Source organism: Streptomyces sp. NBC_01669 (assembly GCF_026339735.1).
Classification (GTDB): domain Bacteria; phylum Actinomycetota; class Actinomycetes; order Streptomycetales; family Streptomycetaceae; genus Streptomyces; species Streptomyces yanii.
Genome location: NZ_JAPEQG010000001.1, coordinates 8,311,674 through 8,329,143 on the forward strand (window position 1 = coordinate 8,311,674; position 17,470 = coordinate 8,329,143).

Here is a 17,470-nt window from a genome sequence, read left to right on the forward strand (position 1 = left end):
AGGTGTCCGGACATGGCATCCGGTCCTGCGGGATATCGGTATCCGTGCTGATGGTGCAATGACCTTACTGTGAAGACCACTTGCGCATCACGTGAACGGATAAGCTCACTTTTGGGGTTGTTCCCTCGGGGGAACAGAGGCTGTACCGGGGGGAAGGTGATCGTCCGATGTTCCACGCTGATCACGGCAAGCCGTTCGCATACCGCAGGCTTCTCGTGGTGTCGACCAACTATGCGCCGGAGCTGACCGGAATCGGCCCGTACGCCGCACAACTCGCCGAGCACTGGGCAGCGTCCGGAGCGGAGACCCACGTCCTCACCGGCATGCCGCACTACCCTTCCTGGCGCACGGACCCCGAGTACTGGGGGGTCTGGCGAACTACCGAGAGCCGCGCCGGGGTGCTGGTCCACCGACGAAGACATTATGTGCCGCCTCGTCAGACCGCCCTTCGCAGAGGTGCGTTCGAGGCGACCGTGCTCGCGCACGCTCTGCTCGCGCCGCCCGGGTCCCGGCCGGACGTAGTGGTATCCCAGATGCCGAGCCTGGCCGGCGGTGTCATCGGCGCCAGGCTGGCCCGCCGCCACCGGGTCCCGTACATACCCGTCGTACAGGACCTGATGGGCGCCGCCGCCGCGCAGAGCGGCATCCGTGGCGGGGACCGGGCGGCGGCCGTCGCCGCGAGGGCCGAGCGGTACGCGCTCCGCTCCGCCTCCCTCGTCGGCGTCATCCACGAGAGCTTCGTCTCCCGTGTCACCGCCTACGGCGTCGACCCGGGACGCATCCGCCTGGTCCCCAACTGGACCCATGTGCAGCGGTCTTCGGCCGACCGCGCCGCGACCCGGGCCCGGCTCGGCTGGCACGCCGACACCCCGGTGGTGCTGCATTCCGGGAACATGGGGCTCAAGCAGGGACTCGACGTCCTCGTCGACGCGGCTCGACTGGCCCCCGATGTGCGCATCGTGCTGATGGGCGACGGCAATCAGCGCGAGGAACTGCGCGCCCGCGCGACGGGCCTGCCCAACCTCGACTTCCTGCCGCCCGCCGGTGCAGATGAGTTCACCGACGTCCTGGCCGCCGCGGACGTCCTCGCGGTGACACAGCGCGCGTCCGTGCTCGACATGAGCGTGCCGTCCAAACTCACCTCGTACTTCGTCTCCGGCCGCCCCGTCGTCGCCTCGGTGGCCGACGAGGGCGGCACCGCCCAGGAGGTGCGTCGCTCCGGCGCAGGGATCCTGGTCGCACCCGAGGACCCCGGCGCGATGCTGGCAGCCGTACGGAAGCTCGTCGAGGGACCGGCCGAGGCGGACGCACTGGGCGCCCGCGGGCCGGAGTACGTCGCACGTCACCTGAGCCGCGAAGCGGGCCTCGCCCGGTTCGACGCCCTGCTCACCGAGGTCCTCGAAGACGCACAAGGGAGACCACGCCGATGACGCATCCGATCCGCGCGCTGGAGGAGCAGGACGAACCCGCTCTGCTGCGCGACCAGTTCCGGCAACTCCTGCGCTACCGCGCACTCCTCGCCGTCGGCGTGGTCCTCGGATTGCTGGGCGGCGGCTGGCTCGCCCTCAGCGGCGAGGCGAGCTACACGGCCACCGGCGAGGTGTTCGTCCGCAACGCCACCTCCGACCCCTTCGCCACCGGCGCCTCCGCCGACAAGGGGATCAACATCGGGTCCGAGCGGCAGACAGCTGTCAGCGACGCGGTGGGCACCATTGCCTCTCGCGCCCTGGCGCGGCGCGACGACCGGGTGAAGGTCGGGAAGCTGCTCGCCGGTCTCCAGGTCACCAATCCGCCCAACACCCTCGTGCTGCGCTTCTCCTACACCGCCCGCACTCCCGCCCTGGCCAAGCAGCGGGCCGAGGCGCTCGCCGACGCCTATCTGGAGATACGCAGGGAGCGCACCGAGAACAGCATCGACAACATGGTCGACGGCTACCGCGCCCAGCTGAAGCCGCTCACCGAACAGCGCGACAAGCTGGCCGGCGAGTCGGCCGGGACCAGCGGCGACGACGTGACCAGCGCCCGGGCCAACCTGGTGGTCGCGATCTCCGAACTGAGCAGAAAAATCTCGGAGTTGCGCGCTCTGGACACCACACCCGGCTATCTCAACAAGAAGCCAGTCGCACCGGAGAAGCCCACGGGGGCGGGACTGCCCCTGCTGCTCGGGCTCGGCGGCGTCGTCGGACTCGCGCTCGGTCTGCTGCTGTCCTGGGTGCGTCTCGTCTTCGACCCGGCGGTCCGCTCCACCCGGGAGCTGGTCCGCTCGCTCGGTGCCCCGCTGCTCGGCACCCTGCCGAAGGAACGCGGCTCCCAGGGGGCGCTGCTCGCCATCGGACGAAGCGGCAGCAGGCTCGCCGAGGAATACCGGGCGGTGGCGTTCCGCCTCGCCTACGACCCGTCGTTCGAACAGCGCCGACGGCTCCTCGTCACAGCCCCGCGCGGCGACAACGAAGCGGCCACCGCCGCGGCGGTCAACCTGGCAGCCGCCTTCGCCGAAATGGGCCGTGACGTGCTCCTCGTCGAGGCCGATCTCCGTACCCCGTCCCTGGCCCGCGATCTCGGCGCGGCCGTACAGGGAAGGCCCCGCTGGGCCGCGGAGGGCGACGACCGTGCCTGGCCGTCGGACAGCCGTACGAACGTGGACGTGCCCGGCTCCGGCGCCTTCACCCTGATCGCCGGACGCCGGATCGACAACGTGCCGCGCGCATTGACCTCGGCGCCCGTCAGCCGCATCGTCGCCGAGGGGGACCGCCCCGGCTCAGTGGTCATCGTGCTGGCGCCGCCCGTGCTGTCGTACGCCGACGCCGTCGCCCTGATCGACCGCGTCGAGGGCGTCGTGGTGGTCTGCGACCCGCGCGAAGTCCACCGCAGCGACCTGGAACGGATCCGCGAGATCATCGGCGCGGCCGGCGGCACCGTACTCGGTACCCTCCTGCATCCCGGGCGCGGCCGCTTCGAGCGCAGGTCGCGCCAGAAGTCCGGCAGGCGCCGCACGAACGGGGGTCGGCCGGGGCAGGACGGCCAGGACGGCCGCGGTGGACCCGAGGGCTCCGAACACACCGGCGACCCCACCGAAACCCTCGGGCTGCGCACCTTCGACACCTCCGCAGGGCGCCGGTGAGAGCACGCACCGCGGTCGTCAGCTCCGTCGCGGACCAAGGGGTGGCGGCCCTCACCAACATCCTGGTGCTGGTGGCGGCCGCACGGCTCTCCACCGTCGCCGACTTCGCCCGCTTCTCGGCCGTGTATCTCGTCTTCACGGTGCTGCTGGGGATCTCCGGCGCCTACACCGGACAGCCGCTCGTGCTGCGGCGCGGCGCCGGCGAGGAGGTGCGCGGCGCCTGCAGGTCGGCGGTCGACTTCACCCTGCTTGCCGCGTCGGCGCTCGGCGCGTTGCTGGCCGCGGTCTGCCTGTTCGTGCCCGGGGACACCGCGCGCGCCCTGATGGTCCTGGGGCTCGTCCTGCCCGTCGTGCTCGGACAGGACGCCATGCGCTACGCCTTCTCCACCCTGCAGCGGCCGCACCTGGCGCTGGCGAGCGACGTGCTGCGGCTCGCCTGTGTGCTGGGCGCCCTGGCCGTCCAGCCGTACGGCGCCCCGGCCGCACGGCTCGTCGCCGTCTGGGGGCTGTCCGCGCTGCCCGCGCTGCTGCTCTCCGCCGCCCTGCTGCGCCGCCACGTCGCCGGTACGCAGCGGAGGTTGAAGGTCCTGATGGGGCGAGGACACCTCGGGCGGCGGTTCGTGGTCGAGTTCGGCGTGGGGAACGCGACCAGCCAGCTCTCCGTTCTCGGACTCGGTGTGTTCGGCAACCCCCTGGTCGTCGGCGCGCTGCGCGGCGCGACCACGCTCTTCGGACCGCTCAACGTGCTGTTCACCTCCGCCACCAGCTTCGGCCCACCCCTGCTCGGACGGCTCGGCTCCGAGCGGCGCCGGATACGCGCCACCGCCGGTCTGGCCGCGGTCCTGGCCGCCACCGCCGCGGTCTGGGCCTCCGCGCTCGCGCTGCTGCCCGACGGTGTGGGCCGCCATCTGCTCGGTGACACCTGGCCCACGGCGGCGGCACTGCTGCCGGCGACCGGCAGCCAGTACACGGCGATGGCCGTCGGCACCTGCGGGCTGCTGGCGCTGCGGATGCTGGACCCGCGCACCACTCTCTCCATCCAGGTGGTGTTCTCGCTCGCCGCCGTCGCGTTCCTGGCGGGCGGCTACGCGGTCGGCGGCGTGCCGGGTGCTGCCTGGGGGCTGTGTCTGGGATCCGTCTGCAAGGCGGTGGCGACCTGGATCCGGGTGGCCGGGCTGCACCGGCGCACCGCACCCGCGCAGCCTCCGGTCAGCGTGTCCGTGGCCCGCCCCGGCCCCGGAAGCTCGTGACCAGCAGCAGGCAGAGTGCTCCGATGGCCAGCTTCCCGACGGACTGCAGCAGCGGTCCGCGCAGCAGGATGAATGTGTACCCGGCGATCAGCGGTGCCGCGATGGCCAGGACACTTCCGGGCCCGGGTCCGTCCCGGGACACCGCCAGCGCGTAACGGCGGTCGGTGCGCGCGGCGGCGTACCCGATCAGTGCGAGACCGCCGACCATCCCCGGCGCGCCGAAGTCGACCCAGAACTCGGTCCACAGCGGCGCCGAGAGGTTGGTCATGTTCATCCCCATCCACTGGCCGACCCGGACCCCGGTGTCCTCCGGCTTGCCGCTCCACACCGCCCGCGGCACGAAGAACAGTGCGGAGCCGGCCAGTTGACGCCCGTACGTGTGGTCACGGGTGTCGACCCAGGAGATGGTGTTCGCGAACATCACCGTCTGGTCGTAATCCTTCGTCGCCAGTGGTTCGAAGACGGACGACGACTGCACCGGCCGGTACCCGGCGTCGTCGTATCGGAACCGGTCCGCGTACGGGAACAGCACCAGAGCCCCGACCACCCCCATCGCGAGCACCGACCGGTACATCGCGGCGCTGCTCGGGAACGCGGTGAAGAGGAGCGAGACCAGCACCGTCAGGAACCAGTAACGGGCATTGGAGATAGGGTTGTTGACGATGATGTTGAGAATCGCCAGCGCCAGCCAGACCAGAACCGTCGAGGGGGAGCGGCGGGCCCGCCGCGAGGTCACCAGCCGACGGGTGTAGAACAGCAGCGCCAACAGGGCGGGCACCGTACCGAAGCCCTTGAGGAAGGCGGAGCCCACGTTCGACTCGGAGGACGCGACCGAGCTGACGGCGACGGTGGCGCTGATCTCCTGGCGGCTGGTGAAGAAGATGGCGGGCCCGCCGAGCTTCAGGATGTAGTACCCGCTCGCGGCGAACGCGAGCAGCACCAGCAGCCGGAGCCTGATCCGGTGCGCGGTGGCCGGGCCGCTCCCGCTGCGCGCCGCCGTGCGCCGGCGCAGCGGCCGCCGGGACGCCAGCAGCGCACCGAGGTCGAACGCCGCGCAGCCCACCAGGATCAGCGAGATCGCCGTCACCAGGTCCGACCGGGGCCCGACCATCGGCGTCGGGGTCTGGCCGATGACCGCCTGGGCGAACGGAGCCACCCCCATCGCGATGTACACGAACATCCAGAAGACGCCCTGGAGCAGCCGCCGTCCGGTCGACAGGATCATCGTGGCCAGCCGCGCACCCGCATAGCAGGTCAGGACGAGCTGCAGCCAGTAGGCGGTGTCGCGGACGCCCGTGCCCGGCTGGGCGGCGATCACCGCGGGCAGGAAGCAGACCAGGCCGAGGATGAGCGGCACGGCCAGCGCCCGCGAGAGCATCGCCCAGGACATCGGCCTCGCCGGAGGCCGGACCCGCCGGCCATCGCCACCCCGCCGTACGGGTACGGGCGGCGCCGTCTCGTGCACGGACGTCATACGTCCCCCGTTCCGTGGATCGGTGAACACTCTAACGAATCAACCCACTTGGGGTAATCAGGATGACTACTCTGTGAAGAGTAGGCCGAGGTCGAGGGGAACCCTGGTGAAAATCCTGCACATCGTCACACTGCACACTCCGGACCATGCGTTCGGTGGTCCGACCCGGGTGGCGCTCAACCTGTCGAAGGTCCAGCGTGCCCATGGCGACGACGCCCGGATCCTGGCGCTCGGCGACGGCTTCGTCGGCGAGCTGCCGAGCGAGGTCGAGGGCGTGCCCGCCCACCTCTTCCAAGCCCGTCACCTCCTGCCGATGTTCGAGGTCAGCGGCATCACATCGGGCGCGCTGCTGCTGGCCGCCCGGCGCCGGATGCGCGGGGCGGATCTCGTCCATGTCCATCTGATGCGCGACCTGGTGACGCTGCCCGCCGCCCTCCTCGCGCTGGCCCTGCGCCGCCCGCTGGTCGTCCAGACACACGGCATGGTGGACCCGACCGAGAAGCGCGTCGCCCAGCTGACCGACCTGCTGGGCGTACGGAAGGTGCTGCGCGGCGCCGACGCGGTGCTGCACCTGACCGAGATGGAGCGCCTCGATGTGAATGCCGTGGCCGCCCCGGTGCCGCTCACCCGCACCGTGCGGCTGGTCAACGGCGTACGCCCGCAGAAGCGCAAGCCCGCCCGGGACCCGGGGCAGCCGCCGACAGTGCTCTTCCTGGCCCGGATCCAGGAGCGCAAGCGCCCGGAGGACTTCGTCGCCGCGATGCCCGCAGTCCTTGCGAAGTACCCGGACGCCCGGTTCGTGCTGGCAGGACCGGACACCGGAGCACTCCCCGGAACGCTGGAACTGGCCGCGAGACTGGGAGTGCTGGAGTCGCTCGACCATGTGGGACCGCTCGGCCATGAAGAGGTGCTCGCCGCCGGACGGCGCGCCGATGTGTACGTACTGCCGTCGATCGAGGAACCCCTCGGGGTCTCGGTCCTCGAAGCGATGTCGGTCGGTACGCCCGTGGTGATCACCCGTACCTGCGGGCTGGGCCCCGATGTCGCGGAGGCCGGGGCGGGCCGGGTGATCGACAGTCGGGTCGGCGAGGACGAGGCCAACGCCCAGAAGGTCGCGCAGGCGATCCTCGAACTCCTGGAGCCGAAGACCAACGCCGAAGCTGGAAACGCTGCGTGGCAGCTGGTCAATGAGCACTTCACCATCAAGGCCGTGGCGCAGACCCTCCGGCGGACCTATGAGGACGTGGTCCGCCGGAAGGCCGCACTCCGCTGACACCGGAAACGGTGCGGGAGGTTCACCCCACCTTGCCCTCACGGGACTTGAGGGCGATCTGCCACCGGTAGAAACTCATCGCCAGCGCGAAGTCGAAGCCCGCCCGCCCGTCGAGGAAGCCCCGCCGGTAGACGTACATGTACGCGAACGACACCAGCGGCTTGAACGGCGCCTTGTGGAACAGCTGCCCCTGGCGCGACTTCACCTTCCGGACCTGCTCCTTGACGTCCGGATGGTGCTCCAGCCACGCCTCCCAGTCCGAGTAGCGGTTGTGCCGCTCGAACCACGCCGTCACCGGGTCGAGGTCCTGGTGCTCGATCGGGTTGCGGAGCGCACCCGCCGTCGGCGCGACCGGCTGGTAGTGCCCCTCGACCTCGCCGATCCCGGGCGCCGCAAGATCCCCGACCTCCGGATAGTGGCACCGGGTCCGGTCGGTCAGGGACCGCTTGCGGATGGTGTACCCGTGGCGCAGCCTCCGGCCCGAGAACCAGTAGCCCAGCGGGATGTCGTACGCCGCCGGCTTCGGTGCCCCGGGATCGGCGAAGATCTGCCGCAGCTCGGCCAGCAGACCGGGACTGAGCCGCTCGTCGCCGTCGAGCAGCAGGATCCAGTCGAGGTCCGTGCGGACGTTCTCCAGGCACCACTGCTTCTTCCGCGGATGACCGCCGTCCCAGGTGTACGTGACCACCTCGGCGCCGCAGCTCTCGGCGATCTTCGCCGTGTCGTCGGTGCTGTGCGAGTCGACGACAACGACCGCCTCGAAGTGGCCGAGGACCGATTTCACCGCCTCGGCGATGTTGAGGCCCTCGTTCTTCGTGGGGATCGCCACGGCTATCGGCAGCTTGCTCATCCCTTGTCTCCTTCGGGCAGCCAGGCGTAGCAGCCTGTGGAGGTGAAGGCGCGGGCCGTCGTCGCGACGGTGATCCCCACCCGCTTCCCGGAGCCGGAGGTGCCCGACGCCAGGTTCTTGCCGCCCGCCCCCGTGACCTGCCAGGTGCAGCTCTTCGTGGGGGTGACGGCGTAGTAGCGGCCCGGCCGGATCTGCTGGTTCTTGTACGTGCCGTCGGCGTACCCCAGAGCGGCCCGGTCCACCAGGTCCTGATGGTCGGTGCAGAGGTGCGCGACAGCGGGCTTCGCACCGGCGACCTCGCCGGTGACGATGGCCGCGACCGCGGTGTCCTTGTCGACCTTGACCAGGTACGACAGCTTGTCGCAGGTCTCCTGGCCGGTCTGGAGCACCGCTGCCGGGTCCATGCCCTTGGGCACCCGGTCGACCAGGTACTCCTTCTGCTTCTTCGTGAAGGAGCCGGTGGCCGGGGTGAGTTCGTCGGTGGGCAGTTTCGGTGGTTCGCTCGTCTTCTTCGCCGACGGGCCGGCGGACGCGTCGGCGTCGGGCCCGGCCGTCGCCCCCGCGACGGGGGACTCGGCGGCCGACGGCTTCGCGCCACCCGCCTCCCGGTGTTTTCCGTCGGAGGACGAGCCGCAGGCGGCCAGCGCCGCCGTCAGTACGACGACGGCGGCGCCGGCCAGGAACGGATACCTCATCCACCCGTCCTCAGGGCGTAGTGGGCACTGATCGTGGAGCTGCTGAGCGCGGTCGGGTAGACGGCGGTCTCGTCGATCTGCCCGGCGAAGAAGTCGCTCGTCGGACGGTTCGGCCAGCTGCCCAGGTTGTCCCCGCCGACCCGCCAGTACCCGTTGTAGCTCTCGTTGGCGGTGTACAGGATGTTGGACGCGCGCAGCTGTCCGTCCACGTACAACGCCATGCCGGAGCTGCCCTGCGTGGCGACGACATGGTGCCAGGTGCCGTCGTTGTAGGCCCCGGAGGTGGTGATGGTCCGGGTGCCGCCGCTGTAGACGCCGAAGGTCAGCCGCCCGTCATTGAGCATGTACACATGCTTGTCGTACTGGTTGCTGTTCTGCATGGTCAGGTTGCCGAAGCCGATGATCTTCCCTCCTCTGGTGGTGGTTGTCTTGATCCAGGTCTCCACCGAGAACTTGGTCGGCTGCGCATGCCGCTTGTTGCTGTACGCGTACTGGGTGGAGCCGTTGAAGCCGATCGCGGTCGACGGTCCGGAGACCGCGGCCGGAGTCTGCCGGTAGGCCGGAGCGTTGCGCAGGAAGCCGTTGTCCAGACCGGTCCCGGTGTCGGCGGCGAACGTCGACGTCCCCTCGTCGTACCGCCAGTACAGCGACGCGCCGTCGGCGAGCACCCTGGCCGGGTAACTCTCCGCCGCGGAGGCCACGATGGCGGTCTGGGCGGGGGACTTGGCGCTCGTGTTGGTGCCGTCGCTCGCGCTGATCCGATACGTGTGTGTCTCGCCCGGAGCCACGTCGGTGTCGGTCCACCTCAGCTGCGGCCGGTCCCAGAACACCGAGCTCCCCGTGGTCGTGTACACGGGGGTGCTCGCACCGTCCTTGTAGATCCGGTACGTGAGTTCGCCGTCGTCGGTGTCGAAGCTGGTCTGCCAGTTGACCTCGACCTTGCCCGCGGCGACCGTGGAGAGGCTGACGTTGGGCACCCACGGGGCCCCGGTGTCCGGACCGTCGGCGAACCGGGTCAGGCCCTGCTGCGCGGAGCCGTTGACCGTGGTGAACTCACCGCCGACCCACAGGTAGTGGTGCCCACCCTGGTCGGTCTGGGCCATCACCCGCGGTCCGACCGGCTCCCCGATGCCGTCGTTGGTGTCCGGGAACCACGGCAGCAGTTTTGGATCGTTCACCGACTGGGCGAGGAGATGCTTGCGCGGCTGGTCGGGGAACTCGCCCATGCTGGAGCAGTCATGGGCGTGACTGCCGCTGTACAGGACCCCGTCGTGGACCAGCACGGCCTGCGTGGCGCCGAGGCAGGTGTCCCGCCAGCGCTGCTCGAAGTTGCTGAGGTTCAGCGCGATCCGCCCGTCGAAGACACCACCTCCGGTGCCTTCGTTGGCGGTGTAGAAGCCGGTGGCGTCCGTGGTCAGGTCCTGCACCGTGGAGGTGTCCGGGATGAAGCCCGGGTAGCTCTTGGTGATCGCACCCGTGGTGGCGTCCACGACGGCGAGGGCGTGCGAGGTGGTGCCGTTGACGGTGAAGAAGTCGCCGCCGATCAGCACATGCTGCCCGTCGGGCGTCACCTGGACGGCCCGGCCCACCTCGTCCGTATTGGCCGTCCACGGCTTCAGCTGGGCGCCGGTGGTGACCGCGGCGAACTTGTTCCGGGTCTGCCCTGCGACGGTGTTGAAGTCGCCGCCCAGATAGACGGTGTCGTCCGTGACGGACAGGGCCCGTACGGTCGCCGAGACGGCGACCTTGAAGTCCTGGCGCGGGGTGCAGGTCGCCGTGTCGATCGCGGCGATATTGCTGACGCCGACCCCGTTCACCGCACCGAACTGCCCACCCGCGTACAGCGTGGTGTTGTCGGGGGAGAGGGCGAGGGCCCGAACGGTCGCCGTTCCGGAGGAGAGGGTGAACGACAGGCTGCAGCCGGTCGGTGCGCCGGTCGCCGCGTCGAACGCGGCGAAGTTGACCGCGGGCTGTTCGGATGTGCCGGCTGCCGCGCCCGGGGGACGGACGGTGGAGAAGGTGCCACCGGTGTAAACGACCCCGCCCGTGGCAGCCATCGACCAGACGATGCCGTTGGTCTGCCAGGTGGAGAGGTCGTCCGCGGTGAGGGAGACCGGCGGTGTGAGAGCCGCCGCCGGGGAGGCCCCGACCGCGGTCGCGGCCAGGGCTCCGGCGAGCAGGCAGAGCGCGGCGGACGCGGCACGCACCCGGCCACGTCCCGCGCGTCTGCGCCCCGTACTTCCGTTCATCATTCAGCTCCGAAGGTGAGAACGAGCTGCGGCCGGTAGGCCGCGGTCGATACCTCGCTCGACCAGATGCGGAGACTGTCCGTCCCGCTGCTGGTCAGGGCGAGTGAGTAGACGGAGCCGAGTGCTCCGCCCAGTGCCGGTGCGTTCAGCTCCACCGAATGGTCGGTGGAGACCGAGGTCGCGCCGGTGATGGTCCCCAGCACGGTCGAGGAGAGCGACGGCCGGGTGTTGTAGGTGACCGCCGACTCGGTCCAGGTGCCGGTGACCGGCACCACGGTGTGGCTGTCGGAGGAGCCCGCCGTCGAGTCGGACGACGTCCGGAACGTGAGCCGGGCACTCTTGAGGACCTGTCCGGCAGGGGCCGCGGGCACGGTGAAGCGCAGATAGCTCAGATACGCCGTACTGCCGCGCGAGGCGAGCTGGTTGTCGTTGTAGTTGGTGTTCGGCGCGACGCTGTTGACGTACGCGTCGTCGTCCGGAGTGAGCGTCACGGTGGTGTCTCCGGGGCCGGACGGGGTGTCCGCCAGGGCGTGGTGCGCGGCGACCTGGGCGGCGGTCAGCGCCGACGGGTAGACCGCGGTCTCGTCGACCTGCCCGGCGAAGTAGGTGCTGGTGGGACGGTTCGGCCAGGTGGTCGGCATGGCGTCGCCGCCCACCCGCCAGTACCCGTTGTACGAGCGGTTGCCCGCGGTCGTGTTGGAGCCGACGACCACCCCGTCCACGTACAGCCGCATGCCGGACGGTCCCTGGGTGGCGACGACATGGTGCCAGGTGTTGTCGTTGTAGGAAGCCGTTGTGGTGAGGGTGGGCCTGCTGCTGGTGCTGCCGACCTGGACGCCGAAGGCGAGGCGCCCGTCATCGGTCATATAGACGAGCTTGTCGGAGATGCTGCTGGTGTGGCCCTGGGCGGTGCCGATGTTGTTGCCGTAGCCGACGATCCGGCCGCCCCGCGTGGTGTTCGTCCGGAACCAGGTCTCGATGGAGTACGGCGTCGGCGAGGTGTAGTGGTGCAGACGGTCGCTGTACACGTACTCGTCCGTGCCGTTCAGGGACAGTGCCGCCGAATCGGCGACCGCGGACGGGGTCGACCGGTACGTCGGCGCGTTCATGTACACCCCGCCGTCGTCACCGGCCGAGGCATCCGCGGCGAACGCCCCACCCGCCTCGTCGTAGCGCCAGTACAGATTGGCACCGTCCGCGAGCACCCGCTCCTGGTACGGGCTCGCCGAAGCGGCCGCGGTGACGGAGGCGGCGGCCGACAGGGCGCTCGTGTTGGTCCCGTCGCTCGCCGTGATCCGGTACGAGTACGTCCGTCCGGCCACCACATCGGTGTCGGTGAACGTCAGCTGCGGGCGGCTGAAGAACAGTGAGGACCCCTGCGTCGTGTACACGGGCGTCGAGCCGCCGTCGCGGTAGACCCGGTAGGTGAGCAGGCTGTCGTCCAGATCCAGACCGGACCGCCAGCTGACCTTCACCTCACCGGCCCGGGGAGCGGAGACACTGACGGCTGGCACGGACGGCGCGCCCGTGTCGGGCGTGTTGGCGAACCGGGTCAGGGACTGCTGGGCGACCCCGTTGACCGTGGTGAACTCGCCGCCCACCCACAGGAAGTCGCGGCCGTCGCGGGAGGACACGGTCAGGGCGCGCGGCCCGACCGGCTCACCGATCCCGTCATTGGTGTCCGGGAGCCAGCCGAGCATCGCCGGATCGTCGACGGACTGGGCGGTGAGGTGCTTGCGGACCTGGTTCGGGAAGCCGCCCATGGTGGAGCAGTCGTGGACATGGCTGCCCGCGTACAGCACTCCCCGGTAGACCCGCAGTGCCTGTGTCGCCCCCTGGCAGGTGTCCCGCCAGCGCTGGTCGAACGTACCGAGCCGCATCGCGAGCCGGCCGTCGAAGGAGCCGCCTCCCGTGCCTTCGCCCGCGACGTACCAGCCGTCGGAGGCGGTGTCGGTGACGATGTCCTTGATGACCGCGGTGGACGGGATGAAGTTGCCGGTGTAGGCGCGGGTCAGCGCGCCCGAGCCGGCGTCGGTCACCGCGAGCGCGTGCGAGTCGGCGCCGCCGACGGTGAAGAAGTCGCCGCCGATCAGGACGTTCCCGCCGTCCGGAGTGACTTTGAGCGCCCGGCCGGGATCGTCGGCGTCCGGGTTCCAGGCGGTCACGGCACCGGCCGCGGTGACGGCGCCGAAGAAGCGCCGGGCCTGGCCGTTGACTGTCTGGAAGTCGCCGCCCGCGTAGACCGTGCCGTTCGCGGCCACGTCGAGCGCCCGCACGGTCGCCCCGAAGTTCGGCGCGAACCCCGGACGGAGGGTGCAGGTCGCGGTGTTGATGGCCACCAGGCCGTTGGCAGACGTCCCGTTGACGGCGTTGAAGTATCCACCGGCGTACAGCGTGGACTTGTCGGGGGAGAGCGCGAACGCCCGGACCGTGGCGGTGCCGCTGCTGCGGGTGAAGGAGAGCGAACAGCCGGTGGGCGCCCCGGTGGCCGCATCGAACGCGGCGAAGTTCACGGCGGGCGTCGTGCTGCTGCCCGCCGGGGCACCGGCCGGCCGTACGTTGGCGAAGGTGCCGCCCGCGTACACCACCCCGTTCGCCTCGGCGAGCGCCCAGACGATCCCGTTGGTCTGATAGGTGGTCAGGTTGTCGGCGGTGAAGCCGACCGGCGGAGTCAGCGCCGCGGCCGGGGGAGCGGTGGCCGCCGAGGTGGTGAGTGCGCCCGCGGCGAGCGCGAGGACGGCGGCGTACACGCCACTGCGTCTGAGACGTCTTGGCGCTCTCATCGATCCACCCGCACGGCTGCACCGGTGAGCTGGTCGGAGAGTTGCCGGATGTCCGCCTCGACCATGATCCCGGCCAGCTCCTGCGCCTTCACGACGGGCTTCCAGCCGAGCAGTTCCTCGGCCTTGGTGGCGTCGCCGATCAGGGCGTCGACCTCACTGGGACGCTCGTACTTCGCGTCGTACCGGACATGGTCACGCCAGTCCAGCCCCGCATGCTCGAAGGCGAACTCCAGGAACTGCCGGACACTGACCCCTTCACCGGTGGCCACCACGTAGTCGTCCGGCGAGTCGCACTGCAGCATCCGCCACATCGCGTCGACGTACTCGGGGGCGTAACCCCAGTCCCGTACGGCATCGAGATTGCCGAGGTGGAGGTGTTGCTGGAGCCCCGCCTTGATCCGCGCGACGCCGCGGGTGATCTTGCGGGTCACGAAGGTCTCGCCGCGGCGCGGGGACTCATGGTTGAAGAGGATCCCGTTGACCGCGAACATTCCGTACGCCTCACGGTAGTTGACCGTCGCCCAGTACGAGTAGACCTTGGCGACGCTGTATGGGCTGCGCGGATGGAACGGGGTCGTCTCGTTCTGCGGCGGTGGAGTGGCGCCGAACATCTCGGACGACGACGCCTGGTAGATCCGGGTGTCGATGCCGCTGGCGCGGACCGCCTCCAGCAGCCGGATGGTGCCGAGCCCCGTGATGTCGCCGGTGTACAGCGGCGCGTCGAACGAGACCCGGACGTGCGACTGCGCACCCAGGTTGTAGACCTCGTCGGGCTGGATGTCGCGCAGCAGGTTCACCAGCGCGACTCCGTCGGCGAGATCGGCGTGATGCAGGACGAAGGACCGGTTCTCCTCCTCCGGGCCCTGGTAGATGTGGTCGATCCGCTCGGTGTTGAAGCTCGACGAGCGGCGTATGAGGCCGTGGACCGTGTACCCCTTGTCGAGCAGCAGCTCGGACAGGTACGAGCCGTCCTGCCCGGTCACGCCGGTGATGAGCGCGGTCTTCGCCACGACTCCCCCCTTCTGTGGTCGTCTGTGTTGCTGTGGGTGCACCGAAATATCGCGATCTGAGCGATCCGCGGCAAAACGTCACCGCGACATACAGTTACTGGCACAATCCGAACCATGACGACTGATCTCCCCGGCCCTCCCCAGGAATCCGTCCGCCCCCTGCTACGTCCCGGCTCCCGCATATTCGTCGCGGGACACCGAGGTCTCGTCGGCTCGGCGGTGGTGCGCCGCCTCACCGCCGAAGGCCACGAGGTGATCACCCGCGGCCGTGACCGGCTCGATCTGCGCGACGCCGCACCGACCGAAGCCTTTCTGCGTGACATCCGCCCGGACGCCGTGGTGCTGGCAGCCGCCAAGGTCGGCGGGATCATGGCCAACAGCACGTATCCGGTGCAGTTTCTCGAGGACAACCTGCGCATCCAGCTGAGCGTGATCGCCGGTGCGCACGCCGCCGGGGTCGAGCGGTTGCTCTTCCTCGGCTCGTCCTGCATCTACCCCAAGCGCGCTCCCCAGCCGATCCCCGAGGACGCCCTGCTCTCCGGCCCGCTGGAGCCGACCAACGAGGCCTACGCGCTGGCCAAGATCGCCGGGATCGTGCAGACCCAGTCGTACCGGCGGCAGTACGGCGCCTCGTACATCAGCGCCATGCCCACGAATCTCTACGGGCCCGGCGACAACTTCGACCTGGAGTCCTCGCACGTCCTGCCCGCCCTGATCCGCCGCTTCCACGAGGCGGGACGGGGCGGCGCCCCGGAGGTCACCCTCTGGGGCTCCGGCAGCCCCCGGCGCGAGTTCCTGCACGTCGACGACCTGGCCGCCGCATGCCTCCTGCTTCTGGAGCGTTACGACGGTGACGAACCCGTCAACGTCGGCTGCGGCGAGGATCTGACGATCCGCGAACTCGCCTCCACCGTCCAGGATGTGACGAACTACCAAGGTCGTATCTCGTGGGACACGACGAAGCCCGACGGCACCCCGCGCAAGCTTCTCGACGTCTCCCGCCTCTCCTCCCTCGGCTTCAAGCCGCAGATTCCGCTGCGTGACGGCATCGCCCGGACCTACGCCTGGTGGCTGGACCACCGGGGCGCCCAGGACTGACCGCGCCCCCGGCCGGGCCGGGCGGGCCGCCGCAGAGCGCCCCCGGCCCGCCCGGCCGACCCCGTACGGCCGGTCGAGGTTCATCTTCCGCATCCGGTCCCCGCCGCTCTCAGTACGCCCCGCGGCCGTCGGTGACGGCGCGCAGCGTACGGGCCATGAGCCCCAGGTCCGTGGCCACCGACCAGTTGTCGACGTACCACAGATCGAGCGAAACGGTCTCCTGCCAGGAGAGGTCGGAACGCCCGCTGACCTGCCACAGTCCGGTCAGCCCGGGCCGGACCGCGAGTCGCCGGAGCTCACGCTCGTCGTAGCGGGACACCTCCTCCGGAAGAGGCGGACGAGGACCCACCAGGGACATCTCGCCACGGACGACATTGAGCAGCTGCGGCAGCTCGTCGAGCGAGCTCCGGCGCAGCAGCCGGCCGATCCGTGTCACCCGGGGATCACGGCGGATCTTGAACATCGCACCGTCGTTCTCGTTCGCTGCGAGGAGTTCCGCCTTGTGTGTTTCGGCGTCCTCGACCATGGTGCGGAACTTCCACATGGTGAACGGCCGGTTGTGCCGGCCCTGGCGGATCTGGCGGTGGAACACCGGGCCCTCGGATGTGAGCCGTACGGCTGCCCCGATCAGGAGCAACAACGGCGCCAGCAGCACCAGCCCGAGCGCCGCACCCGTGCGGTCCACCGCACCCTTCAGGGCCATCTGTGGCCCCTGGCGGAGCGGCGGCACGATGTGCAGCAGCGTCAGCCCGGCCGCCGAGGCGGGCCGGACCCGGTCTGCCGCGATCTCCGAGAGGTCCGACAGCACGGACAACTGCAGCCCCCCGTCGTGCAGGCCCCAGGACAGTTGCCGCAGCCGCTCCCCGGAGAGCTGTGATCCGGGTATCACCAGCGCCAGGTCCGCCTCATGGGCGAAGGCTCCGCCCAGCACCGTCGACACGTCGTCGTCGGCGGGAGCCGGTGCGAGGCGCCCCGGGACCGCAGCCTCGCAGCCCAGTGGTGCCTCACCGACGGGTATGGCCGCAACGACGTTGTATGCGTGGTCCGTTCGGGAACCGAGCAGCCGTACCGCCCGGTCCACCCCCGAAGCCTCACCGACCACCAGCACGCGGTGCTCGGCGCGTTGCCGCCTTCCTGGCCAGGTGAGTTGGCGGACGAGCGAAGCAGTCACGGTCACCAGCAGGCCGGGCAGGAGCGCCACGACCGCGGTCACCGGCCGTACCGGCTTGCCGAACACCGCGCTGAGGACGGCCAGTGCGCCGATGAGCAGCAGCCAGTCCCCGGGCGCGGTCAGTGCGCCTCGGAGGCCCCCCGGCCGCCTGGTTGTGTACCGGCCACGCGCCAACCGGGTTCCGCACCACACCAACGCGGCGACGAGTGCCGCCAGTTGGGCCTGTGGGAGCCCGCCCGTGCGAAGGATGAGCCAGGCCGGTATCCCCAGCCCGAGAAGATCGGCCCCGACGACGAGCGGCAGGTGCCGGCCCCGTCTTCTTTTCGGGGCGAGCGTCTGGTCAGAACGTTTGCGCTGTACGGTCGGGGCACTCCACAGCTGTTCAAGTTCCCTGCTGCGAGGCCGATTTGAAGTGGCCCGTGGTCGTGACGCCCCCGCCAGTCCCACGGATCCGGGTATGTCGGATTCGGGTAGCTCGACATGCCCCATGAACCCC

The 17,470-nt window shown here is 70.2% G+C and carries 12 protein-coding genes; 5 read left to right on the forward strand and 7 right to left on the reverse strand.

Features of this window, described 5'->3' with window-relative positions; translation table 11 throughout:
- Positions 1-167: 167 nt before the first annotated feature.
- The 3 genes from OG972_RS37210 to OG972_RS37220 are packed head-to-tail and all read left to right on the forward strand — an operon-like array spanning position 168 to position 4,371.
- Positions 168-1,430, forward strand: coding sequence for a glycosyltransferase (locus OG972_RS37210; protein WP_266989055.1), 1,263 nt, complete (start codon positions 168-170; stop codon positions 1,428-1,430).
- Positions 1,427-3,121 (forward strand): lipopolysaccharide biosynthesis protein, encoded by a 1,695-nt coding sequence (locus OG972_RS37215; protein ID WP_266989057.1) that lies wholly within the window; start codon positions 1,427-1,429, stop codon positions 3,119-3,121. The genes OG972_RS37210 and OG972_RS37215 overlap by 4 nt, the downstream gene beginning before the upstream one ends.
- A complete protein-coding gene (locus OG972_RS37220; RefSeq protein ID WP_266989059.1) occupies positions 3,118-4,371 on the forward strand; it encodes a hypothetical protein in 1,254 nt (417 codons plus the stop codon). Before OG972_RS37215 ends, OG972_RS37220 begins: the two co-directional genes overlap by 4 nt.
- On the opposite strand, the gene OG972_RS37225 is transcribed toward OG972_RS37220, so the two are convergent.
- Entirely contained in the window at positions 4,331-5,761 is a 1,431-nt protein-coding gene (locus tag OG972_RS37225) for a hypothetical protein (RefSeq protein WP_266990957.1), read from the reverse strand. The two genes, OG972_RS37220 and OG972_RS37225, sit on opposite strands and share 41 nt — an antisense overlap.
- A gap of 190 nt (positions 5,762-5,951) precedes the next feature.
- Between OG972_RS37225 and OG972_RS37230 the strand changes: the two genes are divergently transcribed.
- Entirely contained in the window at positions 5,952-7,118 is a 1,167-nt protein-coding gene (locus tag OG972_RS37230) for a glycosyltransferase (RefSeq protein ID WP_266989061.1), read from the forward strand.
- Positions 7,119-7,140: 22 nt separating this feature from the next.
- Here OG972_RS37230 and OG972_RS37235 read toward each other — a convergent pair whose 3' ends face one another.
- From OG972_RS37235 to gmd, 5 genes are read right to left on the reverse strand one after another with little or no spacing between them, the layout of a single operon-like run.
- On the reverse strand, positions 7,141-7,968 hold the full coding sequence (locus OG972_RS37235) for a glycosyltransferase family 2 protein (protein WP_266989063.1): 828 nt from the start codon (positions 7,966-7,968) through the stop codon (positions 7,141-7,143).
- Positions 7,965-8,663 carry a hypothetical protein gene (locus OG972_RS37240; RefSeq protein ID WP_266989065.1) on the reverse strand — a complete coding sequence of 233 codons (699 nt, stop codon included), beginning with the start codon at positions 8,661-8,663 and terminating at the stop codon, positions 7,965-7,967. The genes OG972_RS37235 and OG972_RS37240 overlap by 4 nt, the downstream gene beginning before the upstream one ends.
- Positions 8,660-10,912 (reverse strand): LamG domain-containing protein, encoded by a 2,253-nt coding sequence (locus OG972_RS37245; protein WP_266990959.1) that lies wholly within the window; start codon positions 10,910-10,912, stop codon positions 8,660-8,662. The genes OG972_RS37240 and OG972_RS37245 overlap by 4 nt, the downstream gene beginning before the upstream one ends.
- Complete coding sequence (locus tag OG972_RS37250; RefSeq protein WP_266989067.1) at positions 10,912-13,695, reverse strand: LamG-like jellyroll fold domain-containing protein; 2,784 nt, start codon at positions 13,693-13,695, stop codon at positions 10,912-10,914. The genes OG972_RS37245 and OG972_RS37250 overlap by 1 nt, the downstream gene beginning before the upstream one ends.
- Positions 13,692-14,705, reverse strand: coding sequence for a GDP-mannose 4,6-dehydratase (gene gmd, locus OG972_RS37255; protein WP_266989069.1), 1,014 nt, complete (start codon positions 14,703-14,705; stop codon positions 13,692-13,694). Before gmd ends, OG972_RS37250 begins: the two co-directional genes overlap by 4 nt.
- A 114-nt stretch (positions 14,706-14,819) precedes the next feature.
- Here gmd and OG972_RS37260 point away from each other — a divergent pair, with 114 nt between their 5' ends.
- Positions 14,820-15,803, forward strand: coding sequence for a GDP-L-fucose synthase (locus tag OG972_RS37260; protein WP_266989071.1), 984 nt, complete (start codon positions 14,820-14,822; stop codon positions 15,801-15,803).
- Between the two features lie 109 nt (positions 15,804-15,912).
- Here the strand turns inward: OG972_RS37260 and OG972_RS37265 are convergent, their stop codons facing one another.
- On the reverse strand, positions 15,913-17,463 hold the full coding sequence (locus OG972_RS37265) for an exopolysaccharide biosynthesis polyprenyl glycosylphosphotransferase (protein ID WP_266990961.1): 1,551 nt from the start codon (positions 17,461-17,463) through the stop codon (positions 15,913-15,915).
- Positions 17,464-17,470 lie beyond the last annotated feature (7 nt).